General features: G+C 54.9%; 15 protein-coding genes. 6 read left to right on the top strand and 9 right to left on the bottom strand.

Annotation, left to right across the window (positions count from 1 at the left end; all coding sequences use genetic code 11):
• Positions 1-47 precede the first annotated feature (47 nt).
• The 6 genes from AC4EYZ_RS14965 (at position 48) to AC4EYZ_RS14940 (ending at position 8437) form a co-directional block, all read left to right on the top strand.
• Positions 48-3797, top strand: coding sequence for an RHS repeat-associated core domain-containing protein (locus AC4EYZ_RS14965; RefSeq protein ID WP_490204287.1), 3750 nt, complete (start codon positions 48-50; stop codon positions 3795-3797).
• 1 nt (position 3798) lies between these two features.
• A complete protein-coding gene (locus AC4EYZ_RS14960; RefSeq protein ID WP_190374465.1) occupies positions 3799-4047 on the top strand; it encodes a hypothetical protein in 249 nt (82 codons plus the stop codon).
• A gap of 123 nt (positions 4048-4170) precedes the next feature.
• Complete coding sequence (locus AC4EYZ_RS14955) at positions 4171-5523, top strand: RHS repeat-associated core domain-containing protein (RefSeq protein ID WP_490203851.1); 1353 nt, start codon at positions 4171-4173, stop codon at positions 5521-5523.
• Positions 5524-6056: 533 nt separating this feature from the next.
• Positions 6057-6395 (top strand): hypothetical protein, encoded by a 339-nt coding sequence (locus AC4EYZ_RS14950; RefSeq protein WP_190374463.1) that lies wholly within the window; start codon positions 6057-6059, stop codon positions 6393-6395.
• A gap of 14 nt (positions 6396-6409) precedes the next feature.
• Positions 6410-7312 carry an ankyrin repeat domain-containing protein gene (locus AC4EYZ_RS14945; protein ID WP_474191247.1) on the top strand — a complete coding sequence of 301 codons (903 nt, stop codon included), beginning with the start codon at positions 6410-6412 and terminating at the stop codon, positions 7310-7312.
• Positions 7313-7675: 363 nt separating this feature from the next.
• Positions 7676-8437 (top strand): hypothetical protein, encoded by a 762-nt coding sequence (locus AC4EYZ_RS14940; protein WP_474191248.1) that lies wholly within the window; start codon positions 7676-7678, stop codon positions 8435-8437.
• Between the two features lie 100 nt (positions 8438-8537).
• On the opposite strand, the gene AC4EYZ_RS14935 is transcribed toward AC4EYZ_RS14940, so the two are convergent.
• The 9 genes from AC4EYZ_RS14935 to AC4EYZ_RS14895 all read right to left on the bottom strand — a co-directional run bounded on the left by AC4EYZ_RS14935 (position 8538) and on the right by AC4EYZ_RS14895 (position 19692).
• Complete coding sequence (locus AC4EYZ_RS14935; protein WP_474191249.1) at positions 8538-9431, bottom strand: EamA family transporter; 894 nt, start codon at positions 9429-9431, stop codon at positions 8538-8540.
• On the bottom strand, positions 9428-10246 hold the full coding sequence (gene phnX / locus AC4EYZ_RS14930) for a phosphonoacetaldehyde hydrolase (RefSeq protein ID WP_474191250.1): 819 nt from the start codon (positions 10244-10246) through the stop codon (positions 9428-9430). Before phnX ends, AC4EYZ_RS14935 begins: the two co-directional genes overlap by 4 nt.
• A complete protein-coding gene (locus tag AC4EYZ_RS14925) occupies positions 10246-11406 on the bottom strand; it encodes a 2-aminoethylphosphonate--pyruvate transaminase (protein WP_190374458.1) in 1161 nt (386 codons plus the stop codon). The genes phnX and AC4EYZ_RS14925 overlap by 1 nt, the downstream gene beginning before the upstream one ends.
• Positions 11407-11469: 63 nt before the next feature.
• Positions 11470-13164 carry a putative 2-aminoethylphosphonate ABC transporter permease subunit gene (locus AC4EYZ_RS14920; protein WP_027957160.1) on the bottom strand — a complete coding sequence of 565 codons (1695 nt, stop codon included), beginning with the start codon at positions 13162-13164 and terminating at the stop codon, positions 11470-11472.
• Complete coding sequence (locus tag AC4EYZ_RS14915; protein ID WP_474191251.1) at positions 13161-14285, bottom strand: putative 2-aminoethylphosphonate ABC transporter ATP-binding protein; 1125 nt, start codon at positions 14283-14285, stop codon at positions 13161-13163. The genes AC4EYZ_RS14920 and AC4EYZ_RS14915 overlap by 4 nt, the downstream gene beginning before the upstream one ends.
• A gap of 46 nt (positions 14286-14331) precedes the next feature.
• Entirely contained in the window at positions 14332-15366 is a 1035-nt protein-coding gene (locus AC4EYZ_RS14910; protein ID WP_138801138.1) for a putative 2-aminoethylphosphonate ABC transporter substrate-binding protein, read from the bottom strand.
• Positions 15367-15485: 119 nt separating this feature from the next.
• Positions 15486-16196: a UTRA domain-containing protein gene (locus tag AC4EYZ_RS14905; protein ID WP_141440532.1), complete on the bottom strand. Its 711-nt coding sequence runs from the start codon at positions 16194-16196 to the stop codon at positions 15486-15488.
• Positions 16189-16914, bottom strand: coding sequence for an HAD family hydrolase (locus tag AC4EYZ_RS14900; RefSeq protein ID WP_022521550.1), 726 nt, complete (start codon positions 16912-16914; stop codon positions 16189-16191). The genes AC4EYZ_RS14905 and AC4EYZ_RS14900 overlap by 8 nt, the downstream gene beginning before the upstream one ends.
• A 102-nt stretch (positions 16915-17016) precedes the next feature.
• On the bottom strand, positions 17017-19692 hold the full coding sequence (locus AC4EYZ_RS14895; RefSeq protein WP_490203850.1) for a bifunctional diguanylate cyclase/phosphodiesterase: 2676 nt from the start codon (positions 19690-19692) through the stop codon (positions 17017-17019).
• Positions 19693-19885 lie beyond the last annotated feature (193 nt).

The raw sequence follows: 19885 nt of genomic DNA, 5'->3' as shown, positions 1-19885 counted from the left end.
ATATCACCGATGGCCTGGCCGACGACTGCAGTGCCTGCCAACCCGCGGTGGGTAGCCCAGTGAACCCGCTGCTGGGCGCCAAGCTGCTGCCCGCCGAGACCGATTTTGCGCTACCCGCGCCACGGCCGTTTGTATTTAGCCGGGGTTATCTCTCCAGCAACGGGCGGATTGGGGTACTCGGTCAGGGCTGGTCGCTCCCCGGCGAGTCCCTGGCCATTACCCAGAACGATGATGCCTGTATTGTCCACGATGCCCAGGGGCGTCAAATTACCTTTGGCGCACTGGCCCCCGGCCAGGCGCGCTTCTCGCCCACCGAACAGCTGTGGATACGCCGTGGGGGGAGCACTAGCTCCAGTGCTCCGGATGATATGCCTAATCAAGACAGTGATGCGCCCCGCTGGCAAGCGTTGGATGAGACGCTGCGAAATGACCCGGAGCGTATCGTGTTAAGCGATGCCAGCGGGCTTTACTATGTGTTTGCCAGCCCAACTTCTGCCCAGCCAGCAAACATGGCGTCCACCACGGATGCGGCTTCGGGTAATAGCTCAAGCGATAACGCTGCTCGCTGGCCCTTAATCGAAGAGCGCGATCGCAACGGCTATGCCACCCAGTACCACTGGGAAGGTGGTCTGCTGGTCACGGTGATCGACAGCGCCCAGCGTCGCTATCAATTCGTTTACGACAGCCTGCTTCCTGCCCAGCCCGACGATGCCGGGCAGCGCCTAACCGGCGTCAAGCTGGTGCAAGCACACGATGGCAGCGCCCAGGACGACTGGTTGGTGCGCTACTCGTTTAGCCCCGTGGGTGATTTGATTGCGGTGCGCCACCGCCACGGCGAAGTGGTGCGCGAGTTTGAGTGGCAAGATCACATGCTGACCGCCCACCGGGTGCCCGGGGGCATGGAAGCCCACTACACCTGGGATCGCCACGCCCCGGATGGCCGGGTGGTCGGCCAGCAGGAAGCCGGTGGCCTGGCACGCTCTTATAGCTACCAGGTGGATCATACCCTGGTCACCGACAGCCTGGGCCGGGAGGAGCGCTACCACTTTGTGGGCAGCGGCCCCGGTCGCCGCTGGACGGCCCACACCCGCGCCGACGGCTCGCGCATCGAGTTCCGCTACGACCGGGCGGGTCTCAAGGTAGCGACGGTGGATCCGCTGGGTCACGAGACGCTGATCGAACGGGATGAGCATGGGCAAGTGATTGCACAGACCGGCCCGGACGGCACCCGCTGGGCGATTGAGCGCGATCCCCTGGGCCAGCCGGTGAGTATCGAAGGGCCTGAGGATCAAACGTGGCAAATAACGCGCAACGAACAGGGGCTTCCAGTGGAAGTCACCGGGCCGGAAGGCACTACCGCCTTCGCCTACGAACACGATGCTTTGCCTGATCGCCCCACAACTATTACCGATGCGGGTGGGGCGACCCACCAGCGCGAGTGGAACGCCCTGGGCCAGGTCACCGCCCAAATCGACTGCTCCCAGCAGCGCATCGAATACGCCTATGACCGCCACGGCTATCTGGCCAGTGTCACCAACGCCTTGGGCGAGACCACCCGCACCCAGCACGACGAGATGGGTCGGCGACTCGCCACGCAACTGCCGGACGGCACCCACTGGCACCACCATGTGGATGCTCTTGGGCGGCTGGTGGAGCTGGAAGGCCCGCAAGGGTTTAGGCAGCAGTTCTTCTTTGATGACCACGGCCGCCCGGTGCAGCGCATCGAGGCCGACGGCAGCCAGCAGTTCACCGCCTATGATGACGTGGGCCGCTTAAGCGAGCTGACCCTGGGCAACGGCGCGGTGTACCGCTTTACTTACGACGAGATGGATCGCCTCGCCAGCGAGACCGGCCCCGATGGCCGGGAGCAGCAGTATCGCTACGATGACGCCGGGCGCTTGATCGAACGTGTCGAAGCCAACCGCCCTGGCCCCGACGGCCAGCCGCTGGTTACCCGCTACGACTATGACCAAGCCGGTCGCCTCACCGCCCGCCATCTACCCGCGACCGAGCACGCCCCGGCCAGCACGGAGCAGTACCAGTGGGGTACGAATGGCCAGCTACTCAGCGTCACCAACGACCACGGTGAGGTCAGTTTTAACTACGACCACGCCCAACGCTTAATCGGCGAACAGCAGCAACATGCCGATAGCGGCTGGCAGTGGCAGCACCAGCACAGCCTCACGGCTACCGGCGCGCCCCAGGCCAGCCAGTTTGGGGATCTCCCCGCACTAAACTGGCATACCTATGGCAGCGGCCACCTGCACGGCATGAGCGCCCCCGGCCTGGATCTTGAGATCGCCCTGGAACCCGATGCTTTGCACCGGGAGACCCAGCGCCGCCTCAGCGGTAGTGAGCAATCACAGCCGCTAATTTTAGAACGCGGTTATACCCATCTCGGTCAGTTAGACCACCTTACCCTGCGCGGTGCCAACAGCGCCGCCAACGAACAGCAGTACCAGTACGACGCCCTGGGGCGGATGAGTTTCCGCAATATAGAAGGCGACCAAGCCTCCAAGGTGATTGCTTACAGTTACGACGCCGCCGGACGCTTGATCGGCAGCCAACACGGCGACCACGCCCACCGCTACTCTGTGGACGCGGCGGGTAATCGGCTAGAGCAGGGGGTAGACAAGCAGCAAGGACTGACTGATAACCGCCTCACTCAGCTCAACGGCACCCGCTACCGCTATGATGGTGCAGGCAACCTGATCGAACGCCAACAGCCCAACGGCGAACGTTTAACCCTGGGCTATGACGGCGCCAACCGTTTAGTGCACCTAATCCACGCCAGCGAGCTGGGGGCGACCCGCGAAGCCACCTACCGCTACGACGGCCTGGGAAGACGCATCAGCAAAACCGTACGCCACCCCAACGGCACCACCGCCACCACCCACTACGGCTGGGACGGTGATCGCATCGTGCGGGAAGAAACGGATAACCAGCGCACCACGATGGTGTATGAACCGGGTAGTTTTGTGCCCATGCTGCGTGTTGATGATACTGAACAAGGCCAAGTGCTCAGCGCCTACATCACCGATGCACTGGGTACCCCGATGCAGCTGGTCACCCCCAACGGCCAACCCCGCTGGCTCGCCGAACCCGACGACTGGGCAGCGGTCAAAAACCAACGCGCCGTGCGCAACCTCACCCAACCGATCCGGTTCCAGGGTCAATGGCACGATGAAGAGAGCGGCCTCTACTACAACCGCCACCGTTATTACGACCCGCAGCAGGGCAGGTATATTAGTCAGGATCCGATTGGGTTAAGAGGCGGGGTAAACATGTATCAATATTCGGTTGCACCAAGCATCGAAGTAGACCCACAAGGGCTCAGTGGAGTCTATGGCCTGGGAGGCGGGCCTTATAGCCAATCCAACACTGTGAGTAGGGCTGCAGAAAATATTGTTATAACCGGTGAAGGAAACGCTTCTGTAGAAACATTCGGCGGTGTATTCGGCCAAACAGTGTCGACGGGCTTAAAGTTCGACAATGTTGGTAACGCTGCCTGGGTCATGACTGAATGCCAACAGTATGGCCTAGGTATGTTTAGAGGGGCAGGCGTTGGAGGAAATGCGAGTGTTGGCTCCGCTCCCCTTGAAGATGGCGTTTCAGAAACTTGGGGGCCTTTTGTGCGCGGTGCTGTTATTAAAGGAGGCGGTGCATCTATTGATGTTGGTGGAGGGGCTTTAGCTGGAGCAAGCGGTTGGCTTGGCCCTAGTTTTGGCCTAGCAGGTGGGATTCAGCACTGTAAAACAACCACGACAGTTTTAAGAAAGGGAGATAGGGAGAAATGATATGAAGTTAATCAATAAAATCCGACTCTCATCTTTTATGATTTTTTTTGCGAGTGGCGCCATACTCGCGCTTGGATCTGATAAGAGTTTCGTAGTGGAGAAGTGGGAGCTACTGATGTGGGTGTTAAGGATCTCTGGCGTAATAGCGATTGGCACCACATTCATACTTCTCATACAAGGCTTCGGTGACTACCTAGATAAATATCAAAAAGAAAAGGATGTAAAAAGGGATAAAAAGAATCGCCGATAAGTCGCTCCTGAGACTAAGCAATAAATAATAGCAGCACGAATCACTGTAGCTTGACCGTCTGGGAAGCCTTCCTTTCACCTTACCAGACGGTAATCTGCCTAAAAGCCAAATCACCCTAGCACCATGGCTCACACCATCGACCAAATGCTAGCCGCCCACCGCTACTCAGTAGACGCGGCGGGTAATCGGTTAGTGCCTCAAGACGACCAGCAGGCCCTGCCGGATAACCGCCTCACTCAACTCAACGGTACCCGCTACCGCTACGACGGTGCCGGTAACCTGGTCGAACGCCAACAGCCCAACGGCGAACGCCTAACCCTGGGCTACGACGGCGCCAATCGCTTAGTGCACCTGATCCACGCTAGCGAACTGGGAGCGACCCGCGAAGCCACCTACCGCTACGACGGCCTGGGCCGCCGCATCAGCAAAACCGTGCGTGACACCAACGGCACCACCGCCACCACTCACTACGGCTGGGACGGTGACCGCATTGTGCGGGAAGAAACCGAGAACCAGCGCACCACGGTGGTCTACGAGCCGGGCAGTTTTGTGCCCATGCTGCGTATTGATGACACCCAGCAAGGCCAAGTGCTTAGCGCCTACATCACCGACGCCCTGGGCACACCCATGCAACTGGTCACCCCCAGCGGCCAGCCCCGTTGGCTCGCCGAACCGGACGACTGGGCAGCGGTCAAAAACCAACGCGCCGTGCGCAACCTCACCCAGCCGATCCGGTTCCAGGGCCAATGGCACGACGAAGAAAGTGGCTTCTACTACAACCGCCACCGCTACTACGACCCACAGCAAGGGCGTTACATTAGCCAGGATCCTATTGGCCTCAATGGCGGCACGAACTTGTATGGCTACGTCACTAACCCAATAAGCATGGCGGACCCGTTGGGGTTGTTTGGGGCGAATATGCATCATTTAGATCCGCTTAGTATTCCAGCAGGTCAAGCCTATGGGCGAAGTATGTCTCCTCAGAACCAACAAACTGGAGTAGGTGAAGAACATATTTTTTGGCGAGCGCTCAAAGATGTCCCGAGAATGTTTGGGCAATATGTAGATGAGAGGAGCACAGCTTCTGCTCAGTCAATGTGCTCTGCATTAAGCGTCTTAGATAACAATGAAGCTATGCTTTCTGTAGCGGGCGGACAGGGCTTGGCAGCCGAATTAGCACTGAAAGCATCAAGTAAGGGTATATCAACCATTGCGGGAATAGGAGCTGGTGGTGGAGCAGCCATAGTTGGGTCTGTTGGTCGAAGTGCAAATTATGGTGCACCTGAGAATCAACGTGGAACTGATTGGCGAGGGTTTACATCTATTTCTGCTGGTACTGGTGTATGGGGAGGCGACACTTCACTATCAGCCGGTACTGATGGAGTTACAGGCGGGATTAGGGGAGGTTATGGCTTTGGTGCTGCTGTCGTATCTGGGGTTCAAGCAGAACAGTACATTTTAGACTGTAACGACTAAGGAGCTAACAGCTAATGCCTTGGCTTTATATATTTTACATTGTGGGAATTGCAAACCTACTAACTTATCTGAAGTTAAAATCAGAAATTAAAAAGGAAAAAAATATCTATGAAATGTATTTTAACGTAAAATCCGAACCAAACCCTGCAAAGAGGTCAAGAACGTTTACTAAGTACATACTGTCCCCAAAAAGGTGGAATGATGATTTTAACCCAAAGCTTTTATTCTGGGTAAGGCTGTACATATTTATTTCTTATGGATACATACTTTTTGGTGTGATCGGTATCATAGTTTTTTTTATACTAGCATCAACTGCCTCGGTGCAGTAAGGCCTGAACTCAACTAGTAACTATAACATGGACCTTGCTTTGTTCAACATATGCTAAGAGGGGCATCCAGCTGCTTTCCTTGGCGGTAGGCGGTAGCATTGCCAACAAAAATCTTAACTGGTAGTGCTAACCAGCGGCCACCTGTACAGCATGAGCGCCCCAGGCCTGGATCTGGAAGATGAACGAGCCTGTATAGGACAAGGAATGGCAGTGAATAGAGATGGCCATTGTCAATATCTTGACAATTCAGGTAGGTACAGCGGCGGTCTGAGTCCTTCAACCGCAACCCATGACGATTCAACATCAGGTATCCTTGGTTGTGCGATTATTTCGACAGCATTAGGAGGAGGCGAGGTTCCAGATGAAATTGAAACAGTAGGACAGATTGCAGATGGGGCTAATAAGATTCAAGAATTAATTTCAGACACCAAAGTCATACCAAATTCAAAGCTATTAACCATACCTGCAAGGTTTGGTGACAACATGGACAGTTGTAGAGAAACTGCTGGAAAACAAACATGGCAGATTGATAACTGGAATTAGAATAAGGATATTAAATGAATATCAAGAGAAGCTTTAGCGCCATTGCTACATTAATATTATCAATGGTGAGCTTTAGTGTAATCGCAGATTGCGCATGCGAGCATGAAAATGATCCTGACACACCGATTAATCAAGCTATACTGGCAATGGATAATAACTCTTTAGCTTTCGAGCTGCTTAGTAGTGAATCTAACCCTGATATCACAAATGCTTGTGGTGCAGGGCTTTTGCTTATGGCAGCAATTTACAATGATATTGCTTTAGCTGAAAAATTATTAGCGGAGAGTGCAGATCCTAACATTACTAACTTTCAGGGTGAAACTCCTGTGGAAGCAGCCGCAAAATGGTCTAGCAATGAAGTTTTGGCTATGCTGTTAGAAAATGGAGGGGATCCAAATCCAAAGATGCATCCGTGTTTGGAAACAGCAACATATAATACGCCACTTCTATTAGCTTCTGTGAATGACAACTTGGTAGGAGTTGAGCTACTACTGGAGCATGGCGCCGACTTTACTGTTGTTAGCCCTAAAGGCGCTACCTTCTTTGATATTTTATTAAAGAGGGGCAATGATTTAGATGAAATATTAGATTTAATGGAATCTATACCTGAAAAAAATATAACTCAAGCTAATAGCGAACTTTTATTCGAGATAGCAAGAAGGGAAGATATGCTATCTAAACTAAATCACCTTTTATCAATGACGTTCAACCCTAATTATAGCGTTGATGACAATGCTCCATATAACACCCCTCTCTTAATAGCAGCTATTGCTGAAAATATTGATGGCGTAAAGACGTTAATCGAACATGGCGCAGACATCCATTACACCAATTCGGCAGGTTACTCTTTAGAGCGCATCGTTCATGAGAACAATATTGAGGAGCTGTATTATTTATTCCCCTCAACAGAGGAATAAGCTCTAGCACATTATTAAAAAAATGGATATTGCCCCATCCACTATCCGTCAGGGAAGACATAAAGCTGTCTTCCTTAGCGATAGCGTTGCAGAAGCATCATCGTCTTAAAGTTTTTCCCAGCCGCCAAAATGGGATGAATTTAGCCACAGGATAATTAGAAAGACTTTCCGAATAAAATTTAGCACCAACAAAGTAAATATTCGAAGAGTTCAACTAGCAGAGAATTAATATTCTGTGGTCAAAATTTTCTATGTATCTATTTACAGAAACGCAACAATCTCACTTTACACCTCTCTTATAGGTGTTTTTTTAAAATTTACCGACCTGTCTCCCTGACAACACACTAAAACTAAGGAAATTGCATGTTTGCAAAATTCACCCTCGGCTCACTGTATCTTATTAACCAATATCGTATCGCTATATTAAAAGGCGTCATCTTGCCTTTAATTTTGTATATCTTGCTTCAATTGGTGCGCTACGGATCAGCTTATACAGGATTTTCATATGGCAGTGCCAGCTCACTTTTATATATACTTTTCTTTGTTGCTGACATGGCCATTCTGACGATCATCTCAATAAATACAACACGGACAATTTTACTCGACGAACAGCCAGAGCCTTTTAAATTGAAATTCAAAAAGCGCGAAATAAAATATCTTTTGTACAGCATTGGATTCTTGGCTTTATGGATAGTACCAAGCATGTTTATCGGAGCTTCATTACCCCTTATCATGTACAACATCTTGATGGGCATTATCCCCTTAACTTTCTTCCTGGTCACTCTGTTTTTCACATTAAGGCTGTCACTTATTTTTGTAGGCATAGCACTAGACAGAAGCATATCGTTGAGAGAATCTTTGAGCATGACTAAAAATTGCCAGTGGTCGCTATTCTTTTCACTTGCCTTATTAATCGCTCTGCTATTTATTTTTGAATATTGCATTGGACTTTTTTCTAGCTTGATTGGCGGTCAATTCTTTAGCCTGATATCTTTTGCTTTGATAACCCCACTAGTAAACACGTTCATATATATATTCACTGCCATTATCTTGACCATCTTATATTCCACTGCTTATCAACCAAATGACAGCCCCCAAGCGGAATCAGCTGGGGATGCCCAGTAGCATCGAAGAACTGACAATCCGCTGGCAGCCGAAAACAACGACGATGGCTGGCTAGATCACCTCACGCTGGCGGTGCCAATAGCGCCGCCAGCGTAATGGCCTAAAGCGCCACCAGCACCAGCCCCGCCAACATCACCAGCGTACCGATGGCTTTTGCCCTGGATGCGGGCTCCTTCAGCCATAGCACACCCATTAGCACCCCCACTGGAATGGAGAGCTGACGCAGCGCCACCACATAACTCACCTCGTCGGTAAGCGCCATGGCGATTAATACCAAGCCATAGGTGCAGGTCATCATCAGCCCGGTGACGACCAGCATGGTCAGCCCCTGCTGGCGGAGTGCAGGCAGGCGGCGGCGCTCTGCCGGTAGCAACGCCAGTAGCGGTACCGACCAGCTTAGCGTCATCAGCGCTTGCAGCACCATAAACACCGCTCCGGCGGTTAACCCGCTATGCCCTGCCCCCTGCATTAGCCCCAGGGCCTGCTTGTCGATCAGTGAATAGCCAACGGTGCCCGCCGCTGCCAGCAACGCAAACCCCATGGCGGGCGTGAGGTAGGTGGATAACCTGCGCGCCTGCGGATGGCTAAGCGGCAGGCAGAGCGCGCCTGCCACGACTAGCACCATACCAAGGCCGTCCCAGCGATCCAGCACCCGACTACCCAACAGCACAATGGATACCAGCGGCACTAACACTACCGGCAATGCACGGGCGATGGGGTAGAGTACGCTAACGTCCCCTCTCGCGTAGGCCCAGGCTAAGCCGCCCATGTAGAGCATTTGGCATAATCCCGAAAGCGCCAACCAGCCCCAGAATGCACTTGGTAATGCAGTGAGTGACGGCCCAATCAACACCAGCGGCAGCATCACCGCACCACCCGCGCCGTAAGCCAGGGTAAAAGAGGCTAACGACGGCGCATTGCGTTTGCCCAACACGTTCCATCCGGCGTGCATGCATACCGAGACCAGCACCAGAGCAAGCGCGGCTGGACTCAAGGACGCTCTCCCTGTTGAAGACGTGTATTAATGGCATCGACCACGCTAGGTAGCTCGGCAATGGTCTCAATGCAGTAGTGTGGTGCTGAGGGGGCAAATTGCGCGGCCACCCGCTCGTGGGCGGCGTGGCGCTCGGCATCACTCAACGCTTGATATTGCGCATAGGTTAGCCCCAGCGCATTGCCCGAGCAGGTAAGCGCCACCGTCCACATCCCCGCGCTGCGCCCTTCAAGAATGCCCGGCGTGGTGTCATCCACTTTAATACAGGCAGCCACATCGCTGATGCCTAACTCAATCACATTGGCCAACGCCTGAGCAGGATACGGACGGCCATTGGGCACCTCATCCGTCGCCACTACGTGATCAACTTGCAGACCGTTATCCGCAGCCAAAGCGACGACTTTTTCCATCACCACCGCCGGGTAGCCAGAGCAGGAACCGATTTTCAGCCCCTGGGCGCGCAGCGTAGTTAAGGTGTCGAGCGCGCCGGGAATCACCGCCGAGTGGTCGGCAATTTTGGCAATCTGCAGCGGCATAAAGCGCTCATAAAGCGCCGTTACATCGTCATCAGAAGGCGCGTGGCCTACCGCCTGAACAAAGCGTTCGGCGATGTCCGGATGGTTGCAGAGTGTCCGAATATGATCCCACTTACCCATACCCATGGGGCCGCGAGCTTCTTCCAGGCTAATCGCCACGCCCAGCTCAGCAAACGCTTCGACGAAGATCTGGGTAGGCGCAAAGGAGCCAAAGTCGACCAGCGTGCCTGCCCAGTCACAGATAACCGCTTGCAAGCATTGGGGAGATTGATACTGCATTAGGCGCTCCCTGATTGTGAAGATAGGCCTGGAAAAAGGCTAACGCCCATCTCGGCAAGTGTGTTTTGAATGGCGCTTAGCAGTTCCGCGATCACCGTGGTGCCTAGCTGACCAATGCAGCCGATACGAAAACTCTCCACTTCAGTCAACTTGCCGGGATAGATCAAAAACCCGCGCGCCTTTAGCGCCGCGTAGAAAGCGTTAAACTCAAACGCTGGATCGGTTGGGCTTAAGAAGGTAGTGATGATCGGCGATAGCCATTCGTCTTCTAACAGCGTGCTGAAGCCTAGCGCTCTCATGCCTTTTACCAGCGCATCACGATTGCGGGTATAGCGCGCGCAGCGCCCTGGCACACCGCCTTCTTCCCGGTGCTGGGCAAGTGCGGCCTGAAAGGCCACCACGGTGTGAGTGGGCGGCGTAAAGCGCCACTGACCAGTGCGTTCCATATACGACCACTGGTCGTGCAGATCCAGGCTCAGTGAGTGGGCGCGCCCCTTTCCTGCTTCAAGCAGCGCTTTGCGAATAATCACAAAACCAAATCCAGGCACGCCCTCGATGCACTTGTTGGCAGAGGAAACCAGCACATCGATGGGTGTTTTCGCGAGGCTGATGGGTACGCCGCCAAAGGAACTCATCGCATCGACGATGAGCGTTTTACCATGAGCGTTCACCACCTCTGCAATCGCCTCTAACGGGTTCAAAATGCCCGAGCTGGTTTCACAGTGCACTAAAAATACCGCTGTAATATCAGGATATTGCTCCAGCAGCGCCGCCACCTCATTGGGCTGGGGTGGCAGATAGTCGCCTTTATCCAAGGTGATATAGACGCGCCCTATAGTATCCAGCAGTTGGCCGGCTCGCTTGCCGTAAGCACCATTCATCAGCACCAGTACTTTACCGTTGGGATCAGTGGCGCAAGCCAGCGCACTCTCAACAGCAAAGGTGCCGCTGCCCTGCATAGGCACGCAGGCGTACTCGTCGCTTGCTGCCTCGGCCATGGCAAGCAGCTGGGTGCGAATGCCGGCAGTCACTTGGTTAAAGTCGTCATCCCAGGAGCCCCAATCACGCAGCATGGCGGCTTTGGTCGCATGGGAAGTAGTCAGCGGCCCGGGGGTTAGTAAATAGGGGTCTTTTATGTCCTTGCTCACGTTATCGGTCATTTTGGTATATACCAGATTTTTAAAACACTTTAATAGTAAGCACAGCGGCTGTCTAGGTGTCAGCTAGCACGCATGGCGCCAGCGCTGGGCGTTATTTAATAAAACATGGGTGAGTGCGGTGTGGAGCAGCTTCACCACCAGAGACGTGAGGAAAATCAGCACGGCCATGGCCGCAGCGCTGGCAAAGTAACCGGCTTCATCCAGGTGCAGCACCGCCACCGAGGCCAGCCGCGTGTCACTGTTATAGAGGAACACAACTGCCGATACCGTGGTCATCGCATTGACGAACAGGTAAACCGATATATCCAGTACCGCGGGCAGCGACACCGGCAGCGTTACCCGGCAGAAGGTTGTCCAAAACGGTACTTTCAGTGAGGCCCCGACGGCTTCAAACTCAGGGTCGAGCTGTTTAAGCGCGGTTACCGAGGTGAGGTGACACACCGTATAAAAGTGCACCAACGTGTTGAGCACCAGAATCATCAAAGTGCCGTACAGCCAGTTAAACGGGTTGCCCGCCTGATTGAAAAAGAAGATATAGGCAAGCCCCAGCACCATGCCAGGCACCGCCATGGGCAGCATGGCCATAAAGTGCAGCCCTTGGCGCAGCGGGCGAAAGCCTTCACTCTTTTCGATTAGCCAGGCGTTAAAGAAGATCACTAACGTGCCCACCAAGGCCACGCTAAACGCTAACTTGAGCGAGTTAAACCACGCCCCCCAACCACCATCGGCCATGCCTTGGAAGGTATAATGCTCAAAGGTTATCGATAAGTTGTAGGGCCAGAACTGCACCAGCGACGCATACACCGCTGTGCCGATCACCAGCACAATGGCCCCCGCCACCGCGTAGCACAGCAGTGTAAATATCCAATCCCGCAGCGGGCTGGGGCTAGGCTGCCACGGCACGGCCCGTGCCGAGAGTTGCGCCACTTGGCGCCGCTGTATCCAGCGGTCAACGATAAACGAGAGCACTGCAGGCAGCAGCAGAATCACGCTCACCACAGCCCCCATCTGAAAGTTCTGTTGCCCCACCACTTGGCGATAGACGTCGGTAGCCAGCACACTGAACTGGCCACCGATAATTTTAGGCACGCCGAAGTCAGTAATCGCCAGGGTAAACACCACAAACAGACAAGAAATCAGCCCGTAGCGCACGCCGGGCAAGGTAATAGTCAAAAACGTACGCCACTTGGGGGTACCCAGCGCTTCGGCCGCTTCGTAGAGCCGCGCATCGCTGTTGGTCAGCGCGGTGGTCAGCAGCATTAGCGCGTGAGGAAATATCCAGAAGCTCATCCCCATGACAATGCCGATGGGTCCATAAACCGATTGGCCGGCCAGTAAATCGCGCAGAAATCCCTGATTGCCAAACAGATAGACCAGGCTAATCGCGGGCAGCAGCGATGGCGCCAAAATGGGCAGAATCGCCAACATGCGAAATAGCCGCTTGCCCGGCATGCAGGTTCGGGTGATCCCGTAGGCGCATAAAAACGCTAACCCGACCACCACACCGGTGGTCATCAACGCCACCCGCAACGAGTTGGCGATCGAATTGACCAGCGCCGGGGTTTGAAAATAGTGGGCAAAGTTAGCTAGGCCGATAAAGTCGCCGGCGCGGTCTTGCAGGCTCTTGATCAGCATGGTCACGAGTGGGAACAGCAGCCCCACCACCAGCAATGCAACGCCAGCGAGTAACGCCAACAAGCGGATCAGCGACTCTAGCGACGGCTTGGTCGCCGATTTTACAAAGCTCTCGGCGATCATTGCTGGCTGCTCCCGGCGGGATAAAGACGGGCGGCTTCGGCGGGCAGGTGAATGCCTAGAACCTGCCCCTGGTAAAGGTTTAAGTCGGTACTATCGCGGCTAGGCACATCGGCAATTAGCGTTTGGTCAACGTCCGTTAGGCGCAAAGTGACCCTCTGAAAGGGACCTAAAAACTCGATGCCGATCACCTCACCGTTCAGCGCTCCCGCTTGACGGCTAAGTGCCACTGCTTCGGGCCGAATAGCCAGTTGGGCGGCTTGACCCACTTTTAAGGTATGCGATAGACAGGCGCAGGGCATGGTACCCAGCAGCGCTTGGTTATCGCCCTGAGCGGTCACTTCCAGGAAGTTCATGCTGCCGATAAACGAGGCCACAAAGGCGCTGGCAGGCTGATGGTAGATCTCCGCCGGGGTACCCACTTGCTCGATCACGCCGTGGTTCATCACCACGATGCGGTCGGCCATGGTCAGCGCTTCTTCCTGGTCGTGGGTCACCATGATGGTGGTCACCCCGAGGCGCGCCTGCAGGGCTTTAATCTGGCTGCGCAGGTGGCCCCGCACCCGGGCGTCCAACGCCGAAAGCGGCTCGTCCAGCAGCAGCAGGCCAGGCTCGGTGGCCAATGCCCGCGCCAGCGCCACGCGCTGTTGCTGCCCGCCGGAAAGCGCCGCCGGGTACTTGTTGTCGCTGCCCGTCAAGTTCACCAGCGCGAGCAGCTCACCCACCCGTGCTTGGATGCGTGACCGCTCTACCCGCCGGTTGCGCAACCCATAGGCCACGTTGTTGAACACCGTGAGGTTGGGAAACAGCGCATAGGACTGGAACACAATGCCGAAATCCCGCGCCTGGGTGGGCAGCGTGGAGATATCCTTGTCACGCTGAATAAGCGTGCCCGTCGTTTGCTGGGTCAGCCCTGCAATCGTGCGTAACAGGGTGGTTTTGCCGCATCCGGAGGGGCCCAAAAAGCAGACAAATTCGCCCTCGTTTATGGTTAGGGAAATACCATCCAGCGCGGTAAAACTACCAAAACGCTTAGTGACTGCTTCAATGGTTAAATGGGGAGTAGTGGGAGTCATCACCGTTGGTGTGTCGGCCGCCAGCAGCGATGTCATTGTCGTGTGCATAACATCTCCATGCCCCGGCACACTGGCCGGGGCAACTGATCGCGGCTTATTGCTCGGTTTTACCATCGTAGCGACGCTGCCACTCGGCCAGCACGCGTTCGCGATTGACGGCAGCCCACTGGAAGTCGGCGTCGATCATGCGATCAGTAATATCGGAGGGGTAGTTTTCAATCGGCTGTGCCACACCTGGGTAGGCAACCACTGCATAGCCTTCGTTATAGAGTTCGTTGGCATCGCGGGAGATTGCCCAATCCATAAGCGTTTGCGCGGCTTCCTGCTTGTCGGTACCAGTCATAATAGCGGCGGCCTCCATATCCCAGCCCAGCCCTTCTTCAGGGAAGATAACTTCAATAGGCGCACCCTGGGACTTCAAGCGCGCACCGCGGAAAGCAAATGACACGCCCACCACGGTTTCACCGGTGGCCGCCAGGCTGCAGGGAGCAGAGCCAGAATGGGTGTAACGGGCAATGTTGTTATGCAGGCGATCCATATAATCCCAGCCCTGATCCTCTTCCCATAGCTGCAGCCAGCTGGCCACATCCAGGTAGCCGGTACCCGACGAGTTGGGGTTAGGCATAATCACATGGCCTTCAAACTCTGGCTGGGTGAGATCTTCCCAAGAGGTCGGCATCGGCACGCCCTGGCGCTCGCCCTCAATGGTGTTGTAGCAAATAGCAGCGACCCAGGCGTCCATACCCACCCAAGCTGGGTCTTCACCATCACGATAGGCCACATCGACAAATTTGGGGTCGAGATTCTCAACGCCAGCGGGAGCGTAGCGCTCCAGCATGCCCTCCTCTTCCAACACCAGCAGGCTGGTAGCGGCCAGGCCCCAGATCACGTCAGCCTGGGGATTGTCTTTCTCGGCCAGCAGGCGGGCGGTAATCACGCCGGTGGAGTCGCGCACCCAGTTAATCTCGATATCCGGGTGCGCCGCGCTGAAGCGTTCGGCGTATTTTTGCAGGTCATCTGACTCAACGGCGGTATACACGGTTAATTCAGTGGCCTGGGCGTTTGAAGCAAGTGCAACGGCTGCGGCACCTGCAAGCAAGGTGGAGGGGAATAAACGGCGTGACATCATGATGGTGGGCTCCTGGCTAATTGGTATAGACCAGAAGTCTGCAGGCTTTAAATGACACTGCGATGACGCTTGTTTGACCGTTTTTTTAACTGATGATGACCACGACTAGGTCGTTTCCGCTAGCGCTGACCGGATAGCTCCACACTGATACACAGCGAATCGTGCAGCCAGTGCTCTTCATCAAACTCAATAGGGCGCTGCTGGTCGTCTAAAATGGCACGGTTAATATTTAACCCGGCAGTGCCGGGCGCAACGAATAGCTCTTCGGCATCCATTGGCGAAAGCGCTTCTGAGACCATGCGAATAGAGCGATTGGCCAGGTAGTGCCCCCAGCGCTCGCGCAACAGCCCCCAAAGCGATTGCCCACTATAGATATCTAGCAACTCTGGGGCACGCTCGGGCACCACCCACAGCGACTCCACCAGCACCGCGCGGTCATCCACGTAGCGGCGGCGGCGAATATGCTGAAACGGCTGGTCATCCGGCAGATTCAGTGCCCGCGCGGCAGGCAGATGGGCACGGGTTTCCAGCTTCAATACTGCCGTGCGTGGCTGCCGCCCCTGTGCACGTACATAGTCGTTAAAGCCCGCGTCACGGGTGGGGTCGTAAACTAAACGGGCAGGAGAAATAAACCAGCCGCGCCGGTTGCTGCGGTGGATTAAGCCCTCCATTTCCAACTGTGAAAGCGCTTGGCGCAGGGTCACACGAGTGGTGGCAAAACGCTCGGCCAATGACCGCTCTGCGGGAAGCTTGCCTTCCCACAGGGCAGCATTTTGGTCGATCAAAATACGAAGCTGTTCGGTTAACTTTAGATAGTAGGCATCAGACATGCGCCGATTTTCCTGGCAGAGCATTAGGTGACGAAGCGCTTGAGGGCGCCCGCCAGTCTAAGCGCCGCCAACCTTCAACGCTAGCCACCTCAGCGAGCACTGGATCGGGATTGACCGCTACAGGGCAATCCACGTACTGCAACAGCGGGAGGTCGTTGCGGGAGTCTGAGTAGAAAGTAGTGTGGCTAGGGGTGAACTGCTGCTCGGCCAACCACTGTTTTAAGCGCAGCACCTTACCGCCACGATAAGAAAAAATACCCTCGCTGCCGCCGGTATAGCGCGCGTCTTCATTGATGCCGTGCTCCACGCTTAGCTCTACCGCCAGCACGTGTTCAATACCCAGAGTGGTCGCTATCGGCTCGACCAGATGCCGTGACGAGGCGGAAATCAGTACCAGGGTATCGCCTGCCTGGCGGTGCGCTTCCAGACAGGCCCAAGCTTGTTCAAAAATACGCGGTTGCAGGTGCGTGGCAACAAAGCGCTCGACCTCTTTTTGCACATCTCTCACTCTGCGCCCTCGCAGCGGTGCTAGGGTCATGGCCAAATACTCTTCAAGCTTTAGCTTCCCCGCGTGATAGGCCTGGTGCATTTTCTCCGCCCGCGCCATAAACGCTTCGGCATCGCTGATCCAGCCTTGCTCTATCATCCATAAATTCCAGCGGTCGCTGCAGTCTCCGTCCAGGAGGGTGTCGTCAAGATCAAACAGGGCCAGGCGCATGGGAGCACTCCTTTCATCGCGGGTTGGCGGCGCGTAGGGTATGCCAAAGGTGATGACAGGACGATGACGCTAATAGAAGACGACGATGAGCAAACTAGAAGACTAAGTAGTTAACCACTGCGTCGCAAACTCATCGGCAGGCAGCGGGCGGCCAAACCAGTACCCTTGTGCCTCATTGCAACCCATTGCGGCAAGCAAATTCGCTTGGTCGCGCGTTTCAACGCCTTCCGCCACGGTTTTCATCTCTAGCGCTTTTGCCATGGCGATGATGGCCTGAACAATGGTGCGGTCATTTTTGTTTTCGAGCATTTCACGCACAAAGGAAATATCAATTTTCAGTGCGTCGGCAGCGAAGCGCCGTAGGTAGGAAAGCGAAGAATAGCCGGTGCCGAAATCATCGATAGAGAGAGCATAGCCCGCTTGTCGCATGGCGTGGGTGATCTCAACGGCCTGATCTGGGTCGCGCATAAAATCACTTTCAGTGAGCTCCAGGGCGATAGCGCTCGACGAAACGCCGGCGGTGAGTTGCGCAATGTGGTGGGTAAGCTCAGGATCGGCAAACTGTTGGGCGGAAATATTGATCGATAGCCTCCCTGGCAGCCCACCCTCAGGCTGTTCACGCCATGCCAGTAGCTGCCTTGCGGACTCTTCCAGCACCCAGTCTCCCAAGGCACGAATCAAACCACGCTCTTCAGCCAGGGGAATAAACTCGCCGGGGCTCACCCAGCCCCACTCGGCATCGTGCCAGCGGCACAGGGCTTCTGCACCGGTCAACTGACCACTGGTAAGGTTCACCTGAGGCTGAAAGTAGAGTTCTAACTTGTGTTCAGTAATTGCCGCGCTGAGTCGCTCGGTCATCTGTTGGCGTCGATGTAGCGCGTGGCGCATCGTTTGGGAGTAGGGGCAGATACTATTTTCGCGCCGCTTGGCGTGGTGGAGAGCAATGCTGGCAGCGTTAAATAGTTCGCCCGCCTCGCTCACATGCTGCGGATAATGAGCAAAACCGATGCTGACATCGAGGTGAAAGACACGCCGCTCCAGATGAAGCGGCGGCTTAACCACTAAGCGAAGCTGCTCCACAAGGCTGCCAATGTCACGAGGGGTGGCATCGGCCACCAGCAGGGCAAATTCATCCCCTGACAAACGCGCCAACGAGCCGTATGAGTGGCTGATCTTCGCTAAACGATCAGCCACTGTCACCAGCAGTTGATCGCCCACTTGGTGACCGTGCAGATCGTTGACCTCTTTAAAACGGCGGATATCCAATAACAGCAGTGAAAGCCCATGTTCGCCTTGCTGGGCTTCTTGCCACATTTGCGCTAGCAACTCCATAAAACGGACGCGGTTAGGTAAACCGGTGGTACTGTCGGTATAGGCTAACTGGTGCATGTGCCGATGGTCGCGCCGACGCTCAAGCTCTGCTGCAGCACCGGTCGAAAGAATTTGCAGCACAGAGGTGGCGAACGCATTGGTGGTCAGCGGCTGTCGATAAAATACCATCATCACGCCAATGGCCTCGCCGTTGGCATTATCCAAACGCCGCCCAATCCATGCTCTTGTGGGTAGCAGTGTGCCTGGTAATAACAGCGGCGAACCATCATGCATGACTGCTTCACGCTCCAACACTACCTGCTCGCTGGGCGAGCCTCGCAGCGCAAAGGTGTGCTGTTCTCGCTGAGCCCCATCAACCACCATGCTGACAGTCGTCGCCTGCCCATAGACATTTTCATCGCCCTGGGGTGAAGTATGCAGCAACGCAATAAAGCCTGCATCGGCTTCCAGCACCTTGACCAAGGTCACAATCAACTGCTGAAAATAACCATCCCCGACTTGGGTCGTGACCGTAGAAGCCACTTGAACCACGGCGTTTTGCACCCGCTGCGATTCTTGCTGGTCGGTCACATCCGAGATAAACCCTTCCAAGCATACGATTTCGCCCGCCTCATCCATGACGGCCTGGCCTTGCTCCCACATCCACCGATAACCACCGTCGCGATGGCGCAGCTGGTAGATCACACGGTAAGGGCATCTGTTGGCAATGGCCGACTGTACCTCATGGAAGACCTTGTCCTGGTCATCAGGATGAATCAGGGCAGCAAAACTGATCAGCCGATTACCCTGTAATTCGTCAGGCCGGTACCCGGTCAGCGTTTCGGCCCCTTGGCTCACCAGTTGCATAGTCCAATTGCGGTCATTCAGGCAGCGATAGGCCATGCCCGGCAGATGGTTGAGCAGCGTATCCAAACGGCGTTCACTTTCCCGCGCGACCTCTTCGCTCTTTCTTAATGCCTGCTCTGCTTTTTGTCGGCACAGCTCTGCACCCGCCTGGGCGGCGGCGATTTGCAATATCTCATTGGCTAGATCGTCCAACTGCATGGGGGCGTTTTTGAGTACCGCTAACAAACCAACTAGCGAACCATCCGCCGCATAGAGCGCCCGCCCCAAATAACTCTCGGCACCCAGTTCACAAAGCAGTTTATCGTCAGGAAAGCGTGACTGAACATCATGGTCATAAAGGCAGGTTTCGCGTCCTAACACAGTCTCGCAAGGGGTACCGGTCAGCGTGTAAGTAACATTGCTCAGCAAGTTGCCATTTGACCAAACGGCCAACGTCTCAGCCCGATGCAATTGAGTTACATCGGCGACTAACACATGATCAACGCCTAGTATCGTCGCTAAACGTTCAACCAACGTTGCATAAAAACGCGGGCTCCCACTGTGCCCTACGCCTTCTGCCAATTGGCGGAATATATCGGCCGCGTCGTTCTTTGTGTGCATTGTTGCACTCACTTTTTTAATTCTGAAGCGGCTTGGACGCCTGCCACTAACCTCATAAAGTATATATAGCGGCCTACAAAGCACAAACCGCTCTTTTCCAACTATAACAACGTCAACAGTAGCTGGATATATGGTAAAATTAGGTATCGCCTCATAATGGCTGGCGGCTACGCTACAAAGTGCGCAGGAGATA

This window comes from Vreelandella sp. 162(4c), assembly GCF_058152265.1.
This window is presented reverse-complemented; position numbering and strand designations above follow the sequence as displayed.

Bases quoted from the DNA above. Each gene is read 5' to 3' on its own strand.
- AC4EYZ_RS14940 (WP_474191248.1), top strand. From the start codon at position 7,676: ATGTTTGCAAAATTCACCCTCGGCTCACTGTATCTTATTAACCAATAT.
- AC4EYZ_RS14925 (WP_190374458.1), bottom strand. From the start codon at position 11,406: ATGACCGATAACGTGAGCAAGGACATAAAAGACCCCTATTTACTAACC.
- AC4EYZ_RS14950 (WP_190374463.1), top strand. From the start codon at position 6,057: ATGGCAGTGAATAGAGATGGCCATTGTCAATATCTTGACAATTCAGGT.
- AC4EYZ_RS14955 (WP_490203851.1), top strand. From the start codon at position 4,171: ATGGCTCACACCATCGACCAAATGCTAGCCGCCCACCGCTACTCAGTA.
- AC4EYZ_RS14900 (WP_022521550.1), bottom strand. From the start codon at position 16,914: ATGCGCCTGGCCCTGTTTGATCTTGACGACACCCTCCTGGACGGAGAC.
- AC4EYZ_RS14960 (WP_190374465.1), top strand. From the start codon at position 3,799: ATGAAGTTAATCAATAAAATCCGACTCTCATCTTTTATGATTTTTTTT.
- phnX (WP_474191250.1), bottom strand. From the start codon at position 10,246: ATGCAGTATCAATCTCCCCAATGCTTGCAAGCGGTTATCTGTGACTGG.
- AC4EYZ_RS14920 (WP_027957160.1), bottom strand. From the start codon at position 13,164: ATGATCGCCGAGAGCTTTGTAAAATCGGCGACCAAGCCGTCGCTAGAG.
- AC4EYZ_RS14910 (WP_138801138.1), bottom strand. From the start codon at position 15,366: ATGATGTCACGCCGTTTATTCCCCTCCACCTTGCTTGCAGGTGCCGCA.
- AC4EYZ_RS14945 (WP_474191247.1), top strand. From the start codon at position 6,410: ATGAATATCAAGAGAAGCTTTAGCGCCATTGCTACATTAATATTATCA.
- AC4EYZ_RS14895 (WP_490203850.1), bottom strand. From the start codon at position 19,692: ATGCACACAAAGAACGACGCGGCCGATATATTCCGCCAATTGGCAGAA.
- AC4EYZ_RS14905 (WP_141440532.1), bottom strand. From the start codon at position 16,196: ATGTCTGATGCCTACTATCTAAAGTTAACCGAACAGCTTCGTATTTTG.
- AC4EYZ_RS14915 (WP_474191251.1), bottom strand. From the start codon at position 14,285: ATGCACACGACAATGACATCGCTGCTGGCGGCCGACACACCAACGGTG.